The 19,640-nt window shown below is 41.5% G+C and carries 16 protein-coding genes; 8 read left to right on the forward strand and 8 right to left on the reverse strand.

Annotation, left to right across the window (positions count from 1 at the left end; genetic code table 11):
- Positions 1-76 precede the first annotated feature (76 nt).
- Together leuE and FOC32_RS13355 are read left to right on the forward strand one after the other, a co-directional pair.
- Positions 77-736: a leucine efflux protein LeuE gene (gene leuE, locus FOC32_RS13350; RefSeq protein ID WP_175967774.1), complete on the forward strand. Its 660-nt coding sequence runs from the start codon at positions 77-79 to the stop codon at positions 734-736.
- Between the two features lie 110 nt (positions 737-846).
- A complete protein-coding gene (locus FOC32_RS13355; protein WP_175967776.1) occupies positions 847-2,022 on the forward strand; it encodes a benzoate/H(+) symporter BenE family transporter in 1,176 nt (391 codons plus the stop codon).
- A gap of 37 nt (positions 2,023-2,059) precedes the next feature.
- Here the strand turns inward: FOC32_RS13355 and FOC32_RS13360 are convergent, their stop codons facing one another.
- Together FOC32_RS13360 and FOC32_RS13365 are read right to left on the reverse strand one after the other, a co-directional pair.
- The gene (locus FOC32_RS13360) at positions 2,060-2,404 is read right to left on the reverse strand and encodes an SMR family transporter (protein WP_005236073.1); all 345 of its coding nucleotides are present in this window, start codon (positions 2,402-2,404) and stop codon (positions 2,060-2,062) included.
- Positions 2,405-2,470: 66 nt separating this feature from the next.
- The gene (locus FOC32_RS13365) at positions 2,471-3,475 is read right to left on the reverse strand and encodes an alpha/beta hydrolase (RefSeq protein WP_034703541.1); all 1,005 of its coding nucleotides are present in this window, start codon (positions 3,473-3,475) and stop codon (positions 2,471-2,473) included.
- Between the two features lie 275 nt (positions 3,476-3,750).
- On the opposite strand from FOC32_RS13365, the gene FOC32_RS13370 reads away from it, so the two are divergent.
- The gene (locus FOC32_RS13370; RefSeq protein WP_004783941.1) at positions 3,751-4,194 is read left to right on the forward strand and encodes a universal stress protein; all 444 of its coding nucleotides are present in this window, start codon (positions 3,751-3,753) and stop codon (positions 4,192-4,194) included.
- A gap of 125 nt (positions 4,195-4,319) precedes the next feature.
- Entirely contained in the window at positions 4,320-4,766 is a 447-nt protein-coding gene (locus FOC32_RS13375; RefSeq protein WP_004783943.1) for a universal stress protein, read from the forward strand.
- Between the two features lie 37 nt (positions 4,767-4,803).
- On the opposite strand, the gene FOC32_RS13380 is transcribed toward FOC32_RS13375, so the two are convergent.
- A complete protein-coding gene (locus FOC32_RS13380) occupies positions 4,804-5,013 on the reverse strand; it encodes a hypothetical protein (RefSeq protein WP_004783945.1) in 210 nt (69 codons plus the stop codon).
- 209 nt (positions 5,014-5,222) lie between these two features.
- Entirely contained in the window at positions 5,223-7,832 is a 2,610-nt protein-coding gene (pepN, locus tag FOC32_RS13385; protein WP_175967778.1) for an aminopeptidase N, read from the reverse strand.
- 680 nt (positions 7,833-8,512) lie between these two features.
- On the opposite strand from pepN, the gene FOC32_RS13390 reads away from it, so the two are divergent.
- The 3 genes from FOC32_RS13390 (at position 8,513) to thiM (ending at position 10,972) form a co-directional block, all read left to right on the forward strand.
- A complete protein-coding gene (locus FOC32_RS13390) occupies positions 8,513-8,770 on the forward strand; it encodes a hypothetical protein (RefSeq protein WP_005236083.1) in 258 nt (85 codons plus the stop codon).
- A 168-nt stretch (positions 8,771-8,938) separates the two neighbouring features.
- Entirely contained in the window at positions 8,939-10,099 is a 1,161-nt protein-coding gene (locus tag FOC32_RS13395; RefSeq protein ID WP_175967780.1) for a hypothetical protein, read from the forward strand.
- Positions 10,100-10,138: 39 nt separating this feature from the next.
- Positions 10,139-10,972, forward strand: a complete 834-nt coding sequence (gene thiM, locus FOC32_RS13400) for a hydroxyethylthiazole kinase (RefSeq protein ID WP_175967782.1) — start codon at positions 10,139-10,141, stop codon at positions 10,970-10,972.
- Between the two features lie 477 nt (positions 10,973-11,449).
- On the opposite strand, the gene FOC32_RS13405 is transcribed toward thiM, so the two are convergent.
- Positions 11,450-12,973: a TerC family protein gene (locus tag FOC32_RS13405; protein WP_034702321.1), complete on the reverse strand. Its 1,524-nt coding sequence runs from the start codon at positions 12,971-12,973 to the stop codon at positions 11,450-11,452.
- Between the two features lie 961 nt (positions 12,974-13,934).
- Between FOC32_RS13405 and FOC32_RS13410 the strand changes: the two genes are divergently transcribed.
- Complete coding sequence (locus FOC32_RS13410; protein WP_005236095.1) at positions 13,935-14,399, forward strand: MarR family winged helix-turn-helix transcriptional regulator; 465 nt, start codon at positions 13,935-13,937, stop codon at positions 14,397-14,399.
- Between the two features lie 82 nt (positions 14,400-14,481).
- On the opposite strand, the gene FOC32_RS13415 is transcribed toward FOC32_RS13410, so the two are convergent.
- The 3 genes from FOC32_RS13415 to FOC32_RS13425 form a co-directional block, all read right to left on the reverse strand.
- Positions 14,482-15,144 (reverse strand): SOS response-associated peptidase family protein, encoded by a 663-nt coding sequence (locus FOC32_RS13415; RefSeq protein ID WP_034702319.1) that lies wholly within the window; start codon positions 15,142-15,144, stop codon positions 14,482-14,484.
- Positions 15,145-15,236: 92 nt separating this feature from the next.
- The gene (locus FOC32_RS13420; RefSeq protein WP_034702316.1) at positions 15,237-16,679 is read right to left on the reverse strand and encodes an aldehyde dehydrogenase family protein; all 1,443 of its coding nucleotides are present in this window, start codon (positions 16,677-16,679) and stop codon (positions 15,237-15,239) included.
- 475 nt (positions 16,680-17,154) lie between these two features.
- Positions 17,155-19,320 (reverse strand): malate synthase G, encoded by a 2,166-nt coding sequence (locus FOC32_RS13425; protein WP_034702314.1) that lies wholly within the window; start codon positions 19,318-19,320, stop codon positions 17,155-17,157.
- Between the last annotated feature and the right edge of the window lie 320 nt (positions 19,321-19,640).

Below are 19,640 nucleotides of genomic sequence, written 5' to 3' on the forward strand. Positions count from 1 at the left end.
AGCGAATTTATAGAATTTCTGCAGGCCGATGTTGCTATAATGCCGCATCGGCTTTTTTCATTTTTGCGAGTTCTTCGTGTTTGGTATCACAGATCTAACGACCTTTATCATTGGGACAACGTTAATTGTGTTACTGCCGGGGCCGAATTCCCTCTATGTCATGTCAATTGCCTCTCGTTTTGGCATCAAGACCGGTTATATGGGTGCCTTAGGGGTTTATACCGGTGACCTGATTCTGATCCTGTGTACGGCGTTAGGCGCAGCTTCTCTACTTCATGCGTTTCCCGTGCTATTTATTGCCCTGAAAATTATCGGTGCTGTCTATCTCAGTTATCTTGGTATCAAACTGATCATTGCCGCCTATCAGACTTTCTTTCCGAAACAGTCGTCACAACGTGTTCAGATTAAAAAGGCTACTCCTGAAACTGTCAGGTCGATTCAGCCTTTCCGTACAGCATTGACAATCAGTGTTTTAAATCCTAAAGCGATTCTGTTCTACCTGTCTTTTTTTGTGCAGTTTGTCGATCCTGCTTACCCTTATCCGGCACTGACTTTCGCACTCTTGGCTTTAATCCTGCAACTGATCAGCATGACCTACCTTTCAATCCTGATCTTTTCCGGGGTCAAACTCGCGAGCTATTTCAACCAGAATTATAAATTGACCGCTGGCGGAGTTGCTTCAGTAGGAATTCTATTCTGCGGATTCGGAATCAAACTGGCGACTTCAACCTTCTAAAAATTAGTAGATTTCTGGCAAGAGCAGCTCTTTCTAAAATTGTTAAAAACATTGTGTTTATATATGAAAAGCGTATGATTTAAACGCATTTAAAAATAGTGTCATGGATGATGCCTAAACTTTTACAAGATCTCTCCTTTCCTGCCATCATGGCGGGTTTTATTACCTGCATGATTGGGATCAGCGTATCCGCGGTACTGGTCATTGAAGCAGCGCAAAGTCTGGGTGCAAATGCAGCGCAAATCAGTTCCTGGTTATGGGCACTCGGTATAGGTATTGGGGTTTCCGGCTTGCTGCTTTCCTGGAAATATCGTTATCCGATTTCCACCGCCTGGTCGACAGCCGGTCTGGCGTTAATTATTGCCTCCGCAGGCCATTACAGTCTAGCCGAAGCGATTGGCGCTTTTCTGATTTGCGGCATCCTGATTGCCTGTCTGGGATTTTTCGGAATATTTGACCGGATTTTTCAGTTTATTCCGCAAAGCCTGACCAGTGCCATGCTGGCTGGTGTCTTGCTGAAATTTGGGATTTCGGTATTTAGCAGCCTACAACAATCCTGGGGCTTTGTGCTTACCGTACTGGCGATTTACCTCATTTCTAAAAAGCTCAGTACCCGTTATAGCATTGTCATTACCGTACTGCTTGCAATTGCACTCTGTCCGTTCTTTATCGATTTTACGCTCCCAAGTTTGGACTGGAGCATCGCCCAGCCTGTATGGACCACACCAGAATTTAGCCTGCAAGCTATTTTAGGACTGGCTCTTCCGCTGATGGTGATTAATCTGGCATCGCAATATTTACCAGGCCTGGCTGTAATTAAAAGTTATGGCTATCCACCCAAGGTAAATTCGATTTTAGGCTGGACGGGCCTCACTCAGGCACTACTCGCTCCCTTTGGCTGTTTCAGTGTTAATCTTGCTGCAATTAGTGCAGCAGTCAGTCTGGATGCACAGGCACATCCTGATCCAGCTAAGCGTTATATCGCAGGTATGAGCTGTGGTCTGTTTTATATTCTGATGGGTTTCTTCGCTGCGACCCTGACCAGCTTATTGATGGCTTTTCCGGGTATTCTCATTACGGTTCTGGCCGGCATTGCGCTGTTTGGCACCATTAGCCACAACATTGCACTGGCTTTTCAGGACAGTCATGACCGGGAAGCCGCACTGATAACCTTTCTGTTCAGTGCATCCAATATCCAGTTTTTCGGCATTGGTTCCGCTTTCTGGGGCCTACTGCTTGGTTTGATGGTTTATTTAATATTTAAGCTTAAACCTCAGTTGGCTTAAATTTATAAAAGTAGAGATGACTTATATCTATCTTTTTTTAATGCCCTGCTGCTTGAGAAAACAGATTAATGACCACTACACCGGAAATAATCAGGGCAATACCGATAAAAGCAGGAAGATCCAGCGCCTGCTTAAATACAATATAACCAACAATGGCCGTGAGAATGATCCCCACACCGGCCCAGATCGCATAAGCAATGCCTAAAGGAATCACCTTGATCACCTGAGACAGCAAATAAAAGGCGATACAAAATAAAACGACCACCGCTAAAGAAGGCCACAAACGGGTAAAGCCTTCAGATTTCACCAGAAATGTAGATCCAGTGACTTCGGCAATAATGGCCAAACCCAACAAAAGATATGCCCAAGTTGCAGGGTTCATTTATTCATCCTCCAAATCTGTCTTTCCTAAACCAAAGCTTAGTTATGGTCTTAAGAAATAAATTTTTTATAAGTTTATGTTGAGAGGCGAAAGCTGATGCAAAAAATCCAGCGTCTTGATAAAAGTCTGCTGACTTTCTTTCTTGCCCATAAAGAACTGATATTCATGAATCAGCCAGGCTTTAGATTCGGGATAAAAAACTTCTGTCACTGGAACCTGCTGCGCTTTTAAAGCTTTGATAAAAGGCAAGGATTGGGTATCAGTCAGAAAGTCCTTGTTGCCCCCGCTAATGAATACTGGCGGATACGACGGCGTAATATACTGGATTGGAGAAATACGTTTGAGAAACTCGGCATCATTTTTACGGTCACCTGTATAGGCCTGAATCAGGCTATATACGCCCCACTCTACGATCTTCATTTCATCAGGTGCAGTACTGGCAAATGACTCCAGGTCATAAATACCACAGTGCAGAATCAGACCTTTAAGCTGAGAGGGTTGCAGATAAGGCTGAAAATCAGATTGTTTGGCGAAGTCAGGATTTGTTAGAAGCGCAGCATAATGGCTGGCCATATTCGCACCGGCAGAATCTCCGGCCAGATATAAATTCTGGGCATCAATCTGGTATTCGGCTGCATGTTGAGTAATAAACTCCAAAGCCTGATCAATCTGATGTAACTGACTTGGATAAATCGCTTGAGGTGCAAACTGATATTGAACCGATACCACATTATAACCTTGCGCAGCCAGAAGTTTAAAATAACCCCGAGCATGTTCTTTTGAACCAGAAATCCAGCCACCACCATGAATCCACACAATAGTTGGTTGGGGGCCAATACTTTCGATATTTTGCGGTTGATACAGATCCAGAGAGAGCTTTTTCTGCGGTGCATAGATCATATTCTGATGCACGATGACCGAACCTGGTGCATAGCGATCTATCACCTTTTGCTGCATCCCTGTGGTCAAATTAAAAGCACCGGCAATGACCCGGCTATTTTGTACAGTATTTTGACAGCCTGCCAGAATAATTGAACAGAGCAGCAATAAATGAATGACAAAGAACCTCAAAACCTTCCCCTCGATCAGCCAAAAAATAAGCTTAGGCAGTTTAAACTATTCCCAGAAAAACAGCGTCATTTATCCTGTTATTTTTGATCAATAAAACCTGAATTCCTAGTTTTTCGCTCTGTTTTTTCTTTAATCAAATCTCTGCTTTCACGTGAAAAATATCTGTAATTTAAAGATTTTTTGCCATTTTTCAGCTTTTTGCAATTGCACCCTTGGGTGGACTGTGCTATCAATAAATCAGAGCGTAAAAGACACACAACATGCGGAGAAAAATCATGGCTTACCAACATATTTTAGTCCCAGTAGACGGTTCAGATATTTCCTTTTCTGCAGTTCGACATGCAGCCAAAATTGCCAAGGCATTTGGCAGTAAACTTTCCCTGATCAGCCTGATTGCAGAAGACCCTTTTACCGAAGCTGACTTCTACTACAGTTCAACCATCATGAAAGAGTATTTTGCTCAGGCTCATGCCAATGCAAAAAATGCCCTAAAAGAAGCCACTGCGATTGCAGACGGTGAAGGTATAGAAGCAGATTCCCGCATTGTGACTGGTCTGGTGAATGCCGAACATATTGCTGAGACTGCAGAGGAAACCCAAGCCGATCTGATCGTCATGGGTTCACACGGTCGTAAAGGCTTCCAGAAAATGATTCTGGGCAGCTTTGCACAAGATGTTTTGGGCGCCAGTCAAATTCCGGTGTTAATCGTTAAAAAATGATCTGATTTGCGCATCTTCAAGGTGCGCAACTTTTTCAGGCAGTGTTTCTGTCTAAACCCTTCTACAGTGAACCTCCATTTTCTAAATGACCATTTCACTGCATATTCTAAAAATGAGGAGGCACTATGCAAAACTATGAACATATTCTTGTCGCACTCGATGAATCCTCGATGTCCTATGCTGCAGCTGAACATGCCCGTGAGCTGGCCAAAGCTTTTAGTAGTAAGGTGACATTGGTCAGTATTATTGCCGTAGATCCATTTAAAGGCGTGGACTTTTATAAGGTTGCTCCCGCAGTCACTGACTATTTCATGCAGGCAGAACAACATGCACTGGATCTTTTAAATGAGATCAAGGCAAATTTTGTGCATGATGGTACGCAAGTCACGACTAAAATCATTCATGGTATGACACCTTCTGAAGGAATTCTTCAGGCAGCGCAGGAAGTTCCGACCGATCTGATTATCATGGGATCACATGGCCGTAAAGGTCTGCAAAAACTAATGCTGGGTAGCGTGGCACAGAATGTTCTTTCCCAGTCCGAGATTCCGGTATTGATTGTGAGATCGTAAAGCAGACAACAAAAAAAGCCTGCTATGCAGGCTTTTTTTAGCGAACTTTTTGATTCAGTTCGTTCAGGAAGAGTTCAGCATCCAGCTGGCTATTAAATACTTTTTTGTATTCTCCAGCTTGCTGAATAGAATGCGGTGTATATTGAAGGGAGATTTCAAACAGACCAGTCGCAGCATTTCTGCTGACATGAACCGCAATAATATGCCGAGTATTTAAATAAAAACCATCTTCGATTTTCACCAACATCTTGAATAAGACCTCTAGTATATCAATTTGAAGATTTCTTCATGTTTAATAGAAAAGTATAGTTTTACTTTCCTGTCTAGCCTCTTACTGTAAACCTTTTATGTGGCTGATTTCGCATTATAGGATTTTAAATGTGTTTAAATTCACCATTTAAAATAAGTAAATAATAAAAAGCCGGATCAGATGATCCGGCTTTTTACATAATGATCTTATACGCTTAACATGCTGTTCAATGTCTCAGAGACATTTTTCGATTTCACCTGTGGTTTTAAAGCTTCAAGTTGTGCTTTGACTTCACTGCGTTGTGGTTCAATCAGTGTATACCAGCGTGAAAGCACCTGAAGCAGACGTGAACCGACAATCGGGTTTTTCTGATCCAGATATTTCGCCAGCTCGATATAATGCTGTACACCAAAACTCCAGGTATTGACCGGATTGGCATTCAAACCGCCACTCACTGCACGAATACGGTTTGGCACTTTCAAGTCATAATCTGCATGCTCAGTGAGTGCTTTAATTGTTTCTGCAGTCGCTTTTGGATGAGCGGCTTGCAGCATGAACCATTGATCCAGTGCCAGCGCTTCATCTTTAAAGCGGTTATAGAAATCATCCAGGAATGCTTTGGCTTGAGGGGCATCATTCCATACCAGCACACGCAAGGCACCTAAACGTTCAGACATGTTGCCTGTGTTTTGGTATTGCTGCTCTGCCAGTTCAAATGCACTTTCATCACCTTGACGTGCAATCAGCATCAACATGATATTTTTCAATGCACGTACACCCATCGCTTGGGAGAAATCTGACTGCAATTCAGGATCCAGACTCAGATAGATTTCTTTAGCTGTGGCTCCAAAGGCACGTGCCAATTTATGCAGCAAGGCATCACGTTTTTCCTGAATCATGGCTGGATTATAGTCTGTATCAATACGGCTACCCAGGTAACCTTCAGCCGGCACATCAAACAGACGGGAAGCCAATAGCGGATCTTTCTGAATCAGATCAGGCAAGGTATTTAGCATTGCCTCGATATAGATTTCAGAAGGTTGATCATCCAGCAGAATGCGTTCTAATAAAGTCTGGGTCGCCTGCCACTGGTTAAAACCATTGGTTTCATATTGCAACAGGAACGCCAGTTCTTGTTCAGAGTAATCAAAATGAAGATCAACGGGTGCAGAGAAGTTACGCAGTAAAGAAACAACCGGCTTGCTGGTTATACCGCTAAACTCGATGGTCGCTTCATCCTGATCAAATAGATACACCCCATCTTTGACGCCATTTTCAAATAAGGCATCAGAGTGCAGGCTCAGCTGCTCGCCTGTAGCCGCATCAAACAAGGCCAAAGCCACTGGAATCGGAACAGCTTTCAGATTCGGATATTTCGGATGAGCTTTCAGACTTTGCTTAAAGCGAAGACGATAAGTTTGTGCATCTGCATCATACTCACCTTTTGCGACCAGTTTTGGTGTACCTGGCTGGTTATACCAAGTCAGGAAGTTTGATAGATCCACACCTGAACCGGCAGTCAATGCAGCTACCCAGTCTTCAACCGTTACGGCCTGACCATCATGACGGCGGAAATATTCATCTGTACCCTGACGGAATTTTTCTTTACCGAGCAAAGTCGCCATCATACGGTTAATTTCTGCACCTTTTTCATACACGGTCGCCGTATAGAAGTTATTAATTTCTACAAAATGATCCGGACGCGGTGGATGCGATAAAGGGCCAGAATCTTCCGGAAACTGATGCGCTTTCAGGACTGCAACATCATCAATACGTTGTACCGCAGCAGACTGCAAATCTTCCGAGAAAGACTGATCACGGAATACAGTCAAACCTTCTTTCAAACATAGCTGGAACCAGTCACGACAAGTAATCCGGTTACCCGTCCAGTTATGGAAATATTCATGGGCAATCACGGACTGTACACGCATGATGGCAGCATCAGTTGTATATTCTTCATCAGCCAATACGCATGAGGTATTGAAGATATTCAAGCCTTTGTTTTCCATCGCTCCCATGTTGAATGCGCTGGTTGCTACGATCATGTAATTATCAAGGTCATATGGCAGACCATAATGCTCTTCATCCCAACGCATGGAATGTTTTAAGGCTTCCATCGCGATTTTGCATTTTGGAATATCTTTTTCCTCGGCATAGATTTCCAGTGCCACATCACGACCTTCTGATGTGGTATAGCGATCTTTCATTACTGCCAGATCACCAATGACGCAAGCAAATAAATAGCTCGGCTTTTTGGTTGGATCTTGCCAAAGTGCATAGTGACGGTTTTCATCCACTTCGCCAGTTTCAATCAGGTTACCGTTAGCCAGTAGAACCGGATACTTTTTGTCAGCTTCGACACGAGTGGTAAATACAGACAATACATCTGGGCGGTCTGGATAGAACGTAATTTTACGGAAACCTTCCGGTTCGTTCTGAGTGACGAACAGATCTGAACTGGCCTGATACAGACCCTCCAGCATGGTATTGCTTTCTGGATGAATCTTGACGACTGTTTCAATGGTCGCCTGATCTGGAGCATTGCTAATCACCAGTTGCTCAGTATCCAGAATATAATCTGATGCATTTAGTGGCTGACCATTTAACTGGATCGATTGCAGTTCGAGGTCACGACCAAGCAATACCAGATCACCTGCTGTTTGACGCTGCATCTCCAGTTTGCTGCTGACCAGCGTATGATCGTCATAGACTTGAATATTCAGGTCGATAGAATTTACAAAAAAAGAAGGTTTTTGATAGTCTTTTAAATAAATGGTTTGATCTGCTTCGATCACCGGATTCGCCGCGATATTCATATAATGTCCTGATCCTTTATTGCACAGCTTCTAAGGCAAAAGATTGTCAATGTATTGATCATACGCCTTGATCTTGAACCTGTCTGTGCGTTTCATTTGTATTGTATATGGGAATAATTACTAATCTTTTCAATTGAGCTACATCAAAATATACGACAATCGCCTTATATTTGCCCGATATCTAAAATCCCCCTCTCTAAAACAACTTAAAGATAGAATAAAAAAAGCCCTCATCTGCACTATATGATTCCTCTATGCATGTTTCCTGCATATGCAAAGTATTATTCCAATATTAAAATTTACTGCCTGAGTTCAGAACAACCTTATCCAATTTAGATGCTGGGCACTGCAAAATCTGGCTTCTAAAAGATTAGGTTCTGGTTAATCTGCGTTCCGAATTTCACTTTAAATGCACAAATGACATGCACCAGTTTGAATGCATTTTGTCTCACCCAACAGCAACGGCAGGATTTAAAGAAAGATATATGCCAAGTTTTCAGCCAATATCATATTTTTTTACATTTTCTTATCTATTTGATTTAAAAATATATAATTTAGGATTAATAGCAATTCCGAAATACTGATTAAAAAATGAGCATGGTTTTTGCTACAGTTTAAGTGTGTTTTCTCCAAGCGCAAAGACTCCAAGAATAACGACAACAAAGAAATTGAGGTGAGCTATGTATTTAAAACAGCATGTGGTACGGATTGAAAATCTTAAAACACTTCAGGTTCTGGATCAGGCCAATATTGATCATAAAGTCATTGCCCTGTTTATGAGTTCTGAAGGCGTTCAGCTACAAGCGCATGAGGTCAGTGCGATTCTGAATACTTATGATGCACTCGGTGGCAAAAAGGTTCCATCCAAAAAAGTGCAGGCGTTGATTCAAGCGAAACATCAAGGAGAGGAAGACGAAACATTACCCTGCCCCGTTTAAAAAACGATGATCCAGTTTTCTTGAATACAGGGCTACTTCGGTAGCTCTGTTTGTTGAAAGGCTCTCTCCTCCTGAAATCTGCTGCATTAAAATATTCTCAAATGACGCGTGACTTTGATGAGCTGTGTATAATCGCAGTTTCTCTTTATTCTGGAGTTGTGCGCAATCATGGTATTCAACGTTCTGCAAAAACAGCTTGATGAAAGTACGCAGTGCCCACTATGTAAGGCCTCCATGTACTGGATCGAGGCAGAACAGTATGATCAGGACATTACTTATCATGAATGCAGCCACTGCCAGCATCAGCTCTATACTGACCAGAAACATAACTGTTATTGCGATCAGTGTCTGGCTCAGCGTAAACGTATGCTGAAAGAAGTCCGTTTACAGGAAAACCGGAAAATTTATAAAAAGCAGGATCAGCATGAATATGAGCTTAATCAGCTCAGCTTTATTAACAAACTGTTTCTGCTCTCGATTCTGGATGAACAGGTTCAGGAACATAGCCAGCATCAGGAATATATTGACTGGCATGCCATTAAATATTATTCCATCAGCCCGAATTACCTGTATCAGCATGGTCTGGTCAAAAATCTGCTGAAAGATCAGATTCTAATTCCTAGAGATATTCAACAAGAGAATCAGCAGTACTATATTAATATACGTCTGGATGGCTATTCTGAACCAAGCCTGTTTAGTATTACCCAGCAGCTGCGTTTCTGGTTCTATGAAAATTTGAGTAAAGGCGTGCCTTTTAAAAGTGCGGATGAAGTCAAAGATGCACTGTATTGTCTACTGTATCAGGAAGTCATTCAATTCGCTCAGTTCTATTGCCGTAGCTGGGGTATCCAGATTGCGGGCAATCAAAGTTTTCAGGCTTTCTGCTATCGCCTGCTCGATATTTTGGCTGTGGGACAGATTTATTATCTCGTGCAATCGGCCCTCGAATATCTGTATCAGCAGAAAGCTTTAAAACCACGAAATGAAAATTTCATTAATACCAATTTACTGAAAAAGACCCTACAGCAATATCGGGAACGTTCAGTAAATGAAAAATGGGAAACCTCAATTCTGCCTCGTCCACCACAATTGCCTTTGAGCAAAATGAGCAGCATTCTGTTTTTTCGTTTCCTGGGTTATGATGAAAATATTTTCTACCAGCCGATCTGGCGTTCATGGCAGAAGATTGAACCACGCCTGAAATTTTATTCACAAAAACGCTGTATGCATTGCGGCTCACAAGAGCTTACTGTTGAATATGATGCCAGCGATTATGTCAGCCTGTTATGCCGTAACTGCAAACATCAAGACCATTATTTTACACGCTAAGCATTTAGCAGCTCTATTCATATTTGAAAGATCAGGATGATGAATACTTCCGTGCAACAATTACAAAATACTCTTCTCGATCAGATCTGTGAAGCCTGGTCATTGCTTCAAGCGCAGCAACCATTGGTGCATGTGATGACCAATGCGGTGGCCAGCAACTATGTGGCCAATATCTTGCTGGCTGCGAATGCTTCGCCCGCTATGATTGATAATCCTTTTGAAGCAGAGAGCTTTGTCAAAATTGCTGGAGCACTCAGTTTAAATTTGGGAACGCCGACTACCGAACAGGTCGAGGCGATGCAGATCGCTGCTAAAACAGCACACAGTATCCAAAAGTCATGGGTACTAGATCCTGTTGGTTATGGAAATGTACTGCATTGGCGTTCAGATGTTGTGGATCAGCTCATGACCTATCAACCCACAATTTTACGGGGGAATGCTTCAGAAATTGGTGCTTTGGCTGGAAAGAATATCGAGTCTAAAGGCGTCAATAGCACTGTCGATAGCTCAGAAGTCTATCTACAGGCGCAGTCCTTACTGGAACAATGTGAATGTATCGCTATTTCAGGTGAGTCTGATTACATCATTTCCAGAGATTATCCAGTGATTCAGGTTTTAGGCGGTTCATATTTACAACCGCGCGTCACAGCAACTGGATGTGCCCTAGGCGCACTGATTGCAGCTTATAGTGCAGTCAGTTCTTCTGCGATCGCAGCACTCTCTGCTCATGTACATTTTGCAATCGCCGGTCAATTGGCTTTTGCCAAAGCAGCAATCTTAGGTCATTTTAATGCTGCATTTATCGATGAGATTCATCAATTGAACATAGAAACGATCCGTCAATATGCAGACTTTCGGATTTTGGCAGATTAAGCATCAGTCGGGTGTTTTATAATGAACACATGGAACACCCTATTACACTATTCAACTTATTTTTTAGATAATTAAATTTAGCTCTAATCTGGCAAAAATAATTTTTCAAGCGCTCAAGCTAAGTATTGTGTAAGCTTTGGATGAGCTTTTGTATCTCAAATTTGACTAATATCTTTCAAAATTACGTGAAATATATATTTTACCAATTAGTCAAATTCACACTTATTTTTAAACATTATTTAAATTTGTTTAATAATTCTAAATAAAGCATGTCTGCAATTTAATACTTCATTAAGATTTCTTACTTCTAAGCCAGTAAAACCTATTACTCATTCTTGGCTTTCAAAATATTCAATACTCCATTTAGCCTGAAGAATAAGCTTAGGTGAGCATTAATATCTAAGTCATAAAGAAGATTCAATAAAAAAATCAGTTGCCCTTAAGCAACTGACTCAAAAAAATAATAAAGACAGGCGATTAACCCTGATAATGGATACTCACCGATTTAATCCGGTTATTTTCGATTTCCATCACCTTGAATTGAACACCTTGGTAGTTCAGTTCAGTACCTACCTCGACCACACTACTGGTTTTATCCAGAATCAGACCAGCAACACTGATATAGCCTGCATCTTCATCAATCAGATCCAGCATACCGAGCTCAAGTTCTAACTGGTACAGATCCAGCATACCGGACGCAATCCAGTGTGTATCATCAACTTTGACCAGATCCAGCTGCTCATCGGCATCTGGGAATTCACCGGCAATTGCCTCAAACACGTCTAGCGGTGAAATCAGACCTTGTACATGACCAAATTCATCACTGACCAGTACCAGAGAGCCTTTTGATGTGCGCAAGGTATTAATCGCGTCAATCACTTTCATTCTTTCAAAGATATAGATAGGGCGATGACGCTTGATCAAAGCTTTTAATTCTTGCGGTTCATCCAGTACATCTAACAGTTCTTTGGCACGAACGATGGTAATCACCTTATCCAAACTGCCCCGGCAAACCGGAAACAGGCTGTGGGGTACAGAAAGGATTTTTTCACGGATCTGTTCCGGACTATCCTCCAGATCGACCCAGGAAATCTGGCTTCGTGGGGTCATGATCGATGCTACAGAACGCTCTGCCAGGGTCAATACTCCGCCAATCATATAGCGTTCTTCATCCGCAAAGGTTTCCTGCGCTTCATGCTGAGTAGTACTTGTGGTTTCAAGCTTGGCACCCATCAGTTGAAGAATACTGTTAGCGGTACGATGACGCAGCGGAATCTTGGCTTCATGCTTCGCAGCATTGCGCTGACTAAACTGGTTAAAGGCTTCAACTGCAATTGCAACACCAATACCAGAGTAGATATAGCCTTTCGGAATATGGAAACCGAAACCTTCTGCCATCAGGCTGATCCCGATCAGTAACAGGAAGCTCAAACATAGAATCACAACTGTCGGATGACGATTCACAAAGTTAGTCAATGGCTTAGACGCCAGTAACATCACGGCCATCGCGATAATCATGGCTGCCATCATGACATAGATATTATTGACCATACCTACGGCAGTAATCACTGAGTCTAATGAGAATACAGCATCCAAAATGACAATCTGAACCACAACGGCTGTAAAGCCCGCATATGCCACCTTGGTCGTGACCTGTATTTCAGGCTTGCCTTCAATTTTTTCATGAAGTTCGGTAACGGCTTTATAGAGCAGGAATAAACCACCAAAGAGCAGAATCAAATCCCGTCCGGAGAAGGTCCAGTTAAATAATTGAATAATCGGTTGAGTCAAGGTGACTAACCAAGAGATTGCGAACAGTAGGCCTAAACGCATCAACAAGGCTAAGGATAGACCAATCACACGGGCCTTATCACGCTGTTCAGGAGGAAGTTTCTCAGCCAGAATGGCAATAAAGACTAGGTTATCAATACCTAAAACGATTTCGAGAATAATAAGAGTAATTAAACCAACCCAAATTCCGGGGTCTAATAAAAATTCCATTAGAACACCATCCCGTTTGAGTATGTAAGCAACGAATATGGAAGATCAACGCACGGCGAGGGATCCATTTAATTTAACCTTTTCGACTTAAGATGTATCTATTATGCATAAACTTATGATTTTTGAACAATAAAATTTATGAAAAACTGTTGCACCGCTTTGCCTCTCCTCATTCTAAAATCTTTTAATTTTCAAATCATTGGCCTGAATCTGTTATGTTCTACATAACTCATTACAAATTAAAGAAAATTTAGGCTTCTTTTTGACCCTAAGCGCATTAAATCTATCTGATAGAAGCCTGAGATATAAATTACTGTTTCTCTTAATATTCATATCTAATCATGCATCATAAAATATTGAATCATCCACTATCCTGCTACGTCCCTTAAATCCACTTATCTAAAGACATATTTTAAATATGGATTTTTTTATTAAAATAGTTCATATACGTTATAAATAGTTAGTCGTGGGATCAAAAGATGCATAAGTTTCTCATCCAAAACGGTTTTATTAGATGGGTGACCAACTTAAATGTACTCGCTCTAGCTTTCGATCAGATTTGAGAAATCCGAATCTGCATCGTGCTACAGATTATAAAATCTATCAGAGCATTCATTTAAACAGCATCGATTTTGAATTGTATTTCCGCATACTCACCAAAAGTAAGATATGCGCAGGTCGGCCATTTATCCATATGGTTTGCCAATCTAGTTCTTATTCAGACTCTAAATTTAATCTGGAGTCTTAAGATTTGCATGTCATATCAATGCCATTCATCTGGATAAAGACAGTTACAATTTGCCCCGATTGATCTACAACACATAAATCACCTGATTTTTTTGATGTTAAGAAGATCTAACAAATGCAATCTCGTTAACATTTTAAAAATAAAGGTTGAAATATGTATAAACTTTTACATAAAATGTCAGTGCCTTAGAAAAATAAATAAAAGGAACATTTCATGACTAAAAAATATGCAAAATTTTTACCTTGTGCAGAACACTTTAATTTAGAAAACTTTCCATACTACTGGGTGACTCAAGTTCATGCCCAATATGTCCTAAATGTAGATCATGCACTTAAAAAGTATGGTGTCGATAATTCACGTCGCCGTATCTTGCTTGCTCTTAAAGCCAAACCACATGCCAGCGTTTCTGACCTGTCAGAAATGGTCGTATCTAAAATGTCGACAACCACCAAGATCGTTTATCGCTTAAAAGATGAAGGTCTGGTTGAGACCTATTCCTGTGAAGACGATGCTCGTATTACCCGTGTCGTGCTGACTGAAAAAGGAATGGAAATGACACATAAAATTAATGACCTGACCAATGTTGTACTGGAACAATCATTTGAAGGGCTAACCCCATTACAAATTGAAAAAACTATGGAAAGCTTACGCCATATCTTTAAAAATTTGGCTCGTTAAGTATTTTTCAATTTTGTATTTAGCTGGCGAGATCAATAACACCTTTTATAATAATTAACGATCCGCCATTGCTTTCTAGGTTTTAGGAATCAAAAAAGTTCAGCTGTGGACTGGCTTTTTTGATTCTTTCTTTTGGTACATGTGAACATTCGAACTCCTCTACTGGAAATCCTTGTACAAAGCTGCGAATATCCGGTTGCGTTAGATTCAGCCATTCATGTAAACGTTCATGTGGAATCACAATGACTGAACGTTTAATATTTCCCGGCTCATGAAACTCTTTCATCATGAGATGGTCTATTGCATCCATCGTAATCATACTGGCTGAACGTACGATTTCATCCTGCACCCGTGCAATTTCATACAGTGCCGCAATAAAGGTCGCCTTTCCATCTTTACGTCTGACGCCCCAGCGCTGTGGTTTATTATCAAAATACTTTGACTCATAAAATTCCGAGACGGGAATCACCCCAAACTTGCATTTGGCTGTCGCTTCTGCAAAGGTTGGTTTTTGCAGCAAAGTTTCATTTCTGGCATTGTAGGTTTTTGTCCCAATCGTTTTATCCTCTGCCCATTTGGGAATAAAGCCAAAGTTAACCAAGCGCCATTCCAGACCTTGATCAGATTGAAATAACAAGGGGGTAGCATAATTCGGATAGACTTCTTCCGGATATTCAAAGGGAATTTCCGGCAAGCCCAGATCATGTATTTGCTGCGAAGTTAAAGGCTTAAAGTTGGCACACATGCTTAATCAGACAGATCACTTGATGTTCTGATTATAGCTTGATGCCAAGCTTAAACCTGTATGGATTATGGATAAGTTTCTATCATTTAATATTATTCACTAGGTACAGTCAGCCAGTGAGTACGGGTGAATTCCTTAAAAATCCAGCGTCCATTGAAACGCCCAAGTCCAGAGTTTTTCTCTCCCCCAAACGGAGCATTGGCTTGATCTGCCACACTAATACTATTGATATGGGTCATACCGATATCAAGCTGTTCTGTAAAATGAACACCACGTTCAATATTCGAGGTACAAACCGCACTGGATAAGCCAAAACGGGTATCATTGGCCAGCTTTAAGGCATGTGTTTCATCACGAGCTTTCAGTATTGGTAGAATCGGTCCAAAACTTTCTTCCTGAGCCAGTGGAGATTCAGGTGCTACCCCAGTAAAGATATGTGGATAGACCAGATTACCTTCTATACCCCCTTCATATACTAGCTCTGCACCCTGCTCTTTTGCACTTTGAATAATCTGCTGATGTTTTTTGACCTGACTCTGATTGATGATCGGACCAATAATGGTTTCTTCTAAATTTGGATCACCTACAGCAACAGTTTTTACCCGTTCTAAAAGCTTTTCCACATAGGCATCATAGACGGACGCATCGACAATGACGCGATTAGTGCTCATACAGATTTGCCCCTGATGCATAAAGCGTCCCATAATTGTCAACTCTACTGCCAGATCAAGGTCTGCATCATCCAGAATCACCAGTGGCGCATTTCCGCCCAGTTCCAGCGCCAGACGTTTAATCCGAGGGCTGGCTAAGGCTTTGCTTCCTACATTTTGTCCAATTTCAGTAGAACCTGTAAATGAGATCATTTTTGGAATTGGGTGCTCGACAAAATAGTCACCGATTTCACTGCCTGCACCCGATACCACATTGAGCACACCTGCAGGTAAGCCAGCTTCTTCAAACAATTTGCCTAATAAGGTTCCACCTGTCACTGGTGTATCACTTGCTGGCTTGAGTGCCACACTATTTCCACAGGCAATCGCTGTTGCTACAGAACGCATGGATAAATGAAATGGAAAATTCCAGGGGCTAATGACACCAATCACACCCAAGGGTTTACGCAGTACCAGACTTTTACGTTGTGGATCTTTACTCTCCAGCTGTTCAGTCTTGATCTGCTCCGGAAATTTTTGGCTTTCCTGAATAATAGATAGAGCAGCGCCAACTTCCAGACCAGCCTTAAAACGGGTACTTCCAGACTCAAGAATTAACCAGTCAATAATTTCATCCTGACGTGCCTGAATTACCTGTTGTAGTTTTTGCAGGATTTGCTGTCTGAACTCTACTGATTTAATGACACCCTGCTGGAAGGCTTTATCAGCTGCCGCATATGCCGCATCAACATCTGCAGTACTAGCCGCCTGTAAAGTAAAGATCGTATCTTGGGTGTAGGGATTCAAATTCTGAATCATTTTCTGGGAACGACCGGGTTGCCACTGACCCGCAATAAATTGCTGATCCAAATTTTGATATGCCATGCTGTTCTTCCCTGCAATTTATTGATTTGCTTTTACTTTAGCAGAGCCATTTCAGGATGGAAGTGACAGCGACGAATTGTTACGCTTTTATCTTGAGCTTTCTAAGTGAATGGAAATTATTGATCCATGAATCTCATTCTTTGCTGTCTAAATCTTCCAGTACGTCAGCCCAAATACGATTCTTATAAGTTAAAAATTGAGAATTAAATTGAGTCTTAAATGCCATTATCCAAAGCTCTACAGCTATCCAGCATGAGGAGCTGTAAACGCTCATAGGAATTGCGATTGGTATATATAAAGCTAATATTCAACAGATAATTATTATTAAAGTTCTCTCCCTTAACCTTGCTCTGCTCTGTTTTAGGTGTTCAATCAGTTAATTTACATTCCAAAAATACATTTTTAACCTTAGATCTTATTTAAGATTTAAGAGCAATAAAAAAAGCCTCCGAAGAGGCTTTTTCAAGTTACAGGATTAGTCACCTGTATAACCTTTAAGTTTTAAACGTGCTGCATGTAGAAGCGGCTCTGTATAACCTGATGGCTGTTCACCACCTTTAAAGATCAGGTCAGAAGCAGCCTGGAATGCAATGCTGTTGTCAAAGTCAGCAGCCATTGGCTTGTACAGTGGATCATTCGCATTTTGCTCATCCACGATTTTCGCCATGCGTTGCATTACTTCTTCAACCTGTTCACGCGTTACAATTCCGTGACGTAACCAGTTGGCAACGTGCTGAGAAGAAATACGTAAAGTTGCACGGTCTTCCATCAAGCCCACATCATTGATGTCTGGAACTTTAGAACAACCTACACCCAGATCAACCCAACGAACGACATAACCCAAGATACCTTGGCAGTTATTTTCCAGTTCTTTTAGTTTCTCTTCTTCAGACCAGTTGGTATCAGTTGCAAGAGGTGGAGTTAACAAATCATCTAAAGGCAATGCTTCAGTTGCAAGCAATTCTTGCTGACGGTTTGCTACATTAATTTGATGGTAGTGAATCGCGTGAATCACTGCACCTGTTGGAGACGGAACCCATGCACAGCTTGCGCCTGCTTCAGGATGTTCAGTCTTGGTTTTGTACATGTCTAACAGCATGTCTGGTTTTGGCCACATGCCTTTACCAATCTGTGCTTTACCACGTAGACCCGTTTGCAGACCTACCATCACGTTACGGTTCTCATAAGCTGGGAACCATTTTTGGCCTTTGATTTCGCCTTTACGAACGAATGGCCCTGCTTCCATGAAGGTATGGATTTCATCACCTGTACGGTCCATGAAACCAGTATTAATAAAGATGGTACGGTCTTTTGCCTGAGCAATACAGTTTTTCAGGTTAACCGAAGTACGGCGTTCTTCATCCATGATACCGATTTTCAGGGTTTTCGCAGGTAAGCCAAGCGCCTGTTCAGCACGTTCAAACAGCTCAACCGCAAATGCAACTTCTTCTGGACCGTGCATTTTTGGCTTAACGATATACATAGAACCGGTACGTGAGTTCTTGATCGTATTCTCACCACGGATATCAGCCACAGAAAGCAATGGAGTTACCAATGCATCCATGATGCCTTCATAAATTTCTTCGCCATCTACAAGGATCGCTGGGTTTGTCATCAAGTGACCAACGTTACGAAGCAGCATCAATGAACGACCATGAACCTTGGTCTCACCGCCTTCAACATTTTTGAAAGTACGGTCAGCATTGAGTTTACGGGTAATGGTCTTGCCATTTTTCTCGATAGACTCTTCAAGCGTACCCTTCATCAAGCCTAACCAATTACGGTAGCCTTCTACTTTTTCTTCAGCATCAACTGCTGCAACAGAGTCTTCCAAGTCCTGAATCGTCGTTACAGCTGCTTCAAGCACAACGTCTTTTACGCCTGCTGCATCTGTTTGGCCAATTGGGCTGTTTGCATCAATCTGGATGATTGCATGCAGGCCGTTATTTTTTAGTACGATTTCAGTCGGCGCAGAAGCTTCGCCATTGTAACCAACGAATTTAGAGCTATCCGCAACAGTTGTGGTAGAACCGTCTTTCAGCGTTACAACCAGCGCATTACCTTCAACTGCATATTTGGTTGCATCAGCATGTGAACCTTGTGCCAGAGGGAATGTTTCATTTAAGAAGTTTTTCGCGAATGCAATTACTTTCTCACCACGTTTCGGGTTATAGCCTTTACCTTTTTCAGCACCATCTTCTTCAGAGATCACGTCGAAGCCGTATAAAGCGTCGTATAAAGAACCCCAGCGTGCATTCGCTGCGTTCAGGCAGTAACGCGCATTACGTACTGGAACTACCAACTGTGGGCCAGCCAATAGTGCAATCTCTTCGTCTACATTTTCAGTGCTGATCTGGAAATCTTCTACTTCTGGTAATAAGTAGCCAATTTCAGTCAAGAAAGCTTTGTAAGCTTGTAATTCAAATGTGTTATTGCGATGCCATTCATCAATTTTAGCTTGAATATCATCACGCTTAGCCAAAAGTGCTTTGTTTTTAGGGCTAAGATCAACAACGACTTGTTCAAAGTTCTTCCAGTATGTTTCGCTGTCCAAACCAGAACCTGGTAGTGCTTCATTTTCGATAAAATCGTAAAGTTCTTTAGCAATCGCTAACTTGCCTTTTTGAATACGTGCAGTCATTGTCTTTCCTGATATTGCTACTTTTTATACAAGAGATTCTAGTATACCGATTAAAATCTAGCTGAATAGTACTATCACACCGCAAAATAATGAGCATTTTTCTAATAAGAATACCCTCATATCCTTATTAAATGATGTCTCACACGATGCAATATCACCCTGCTAAATACCCTCATGACAGTGTATAAAGTTTTTGAAATGTAGAAATTAGACTTAAGTTCAGAATTTTGAATAAAAGTTGTCCGTTCTTTTTATACAAGGTCATATTTAGATCAAGATTAAGCCATGTTTGGCTGAACTTGTCGATCTTTGATGCAATG

Origin of the sequence: Acinetobacter sp. FDAARGOS_724 (assembly GCF_013364475.1) — a bacterium.
GTDB classification, from domain to species: Bacteria; Pseudomonadota; Gammaproteobacteria; order Pseudomonadales; family Moraxellaceae; genus Acinetobacter; species Acinetobacter variabilis.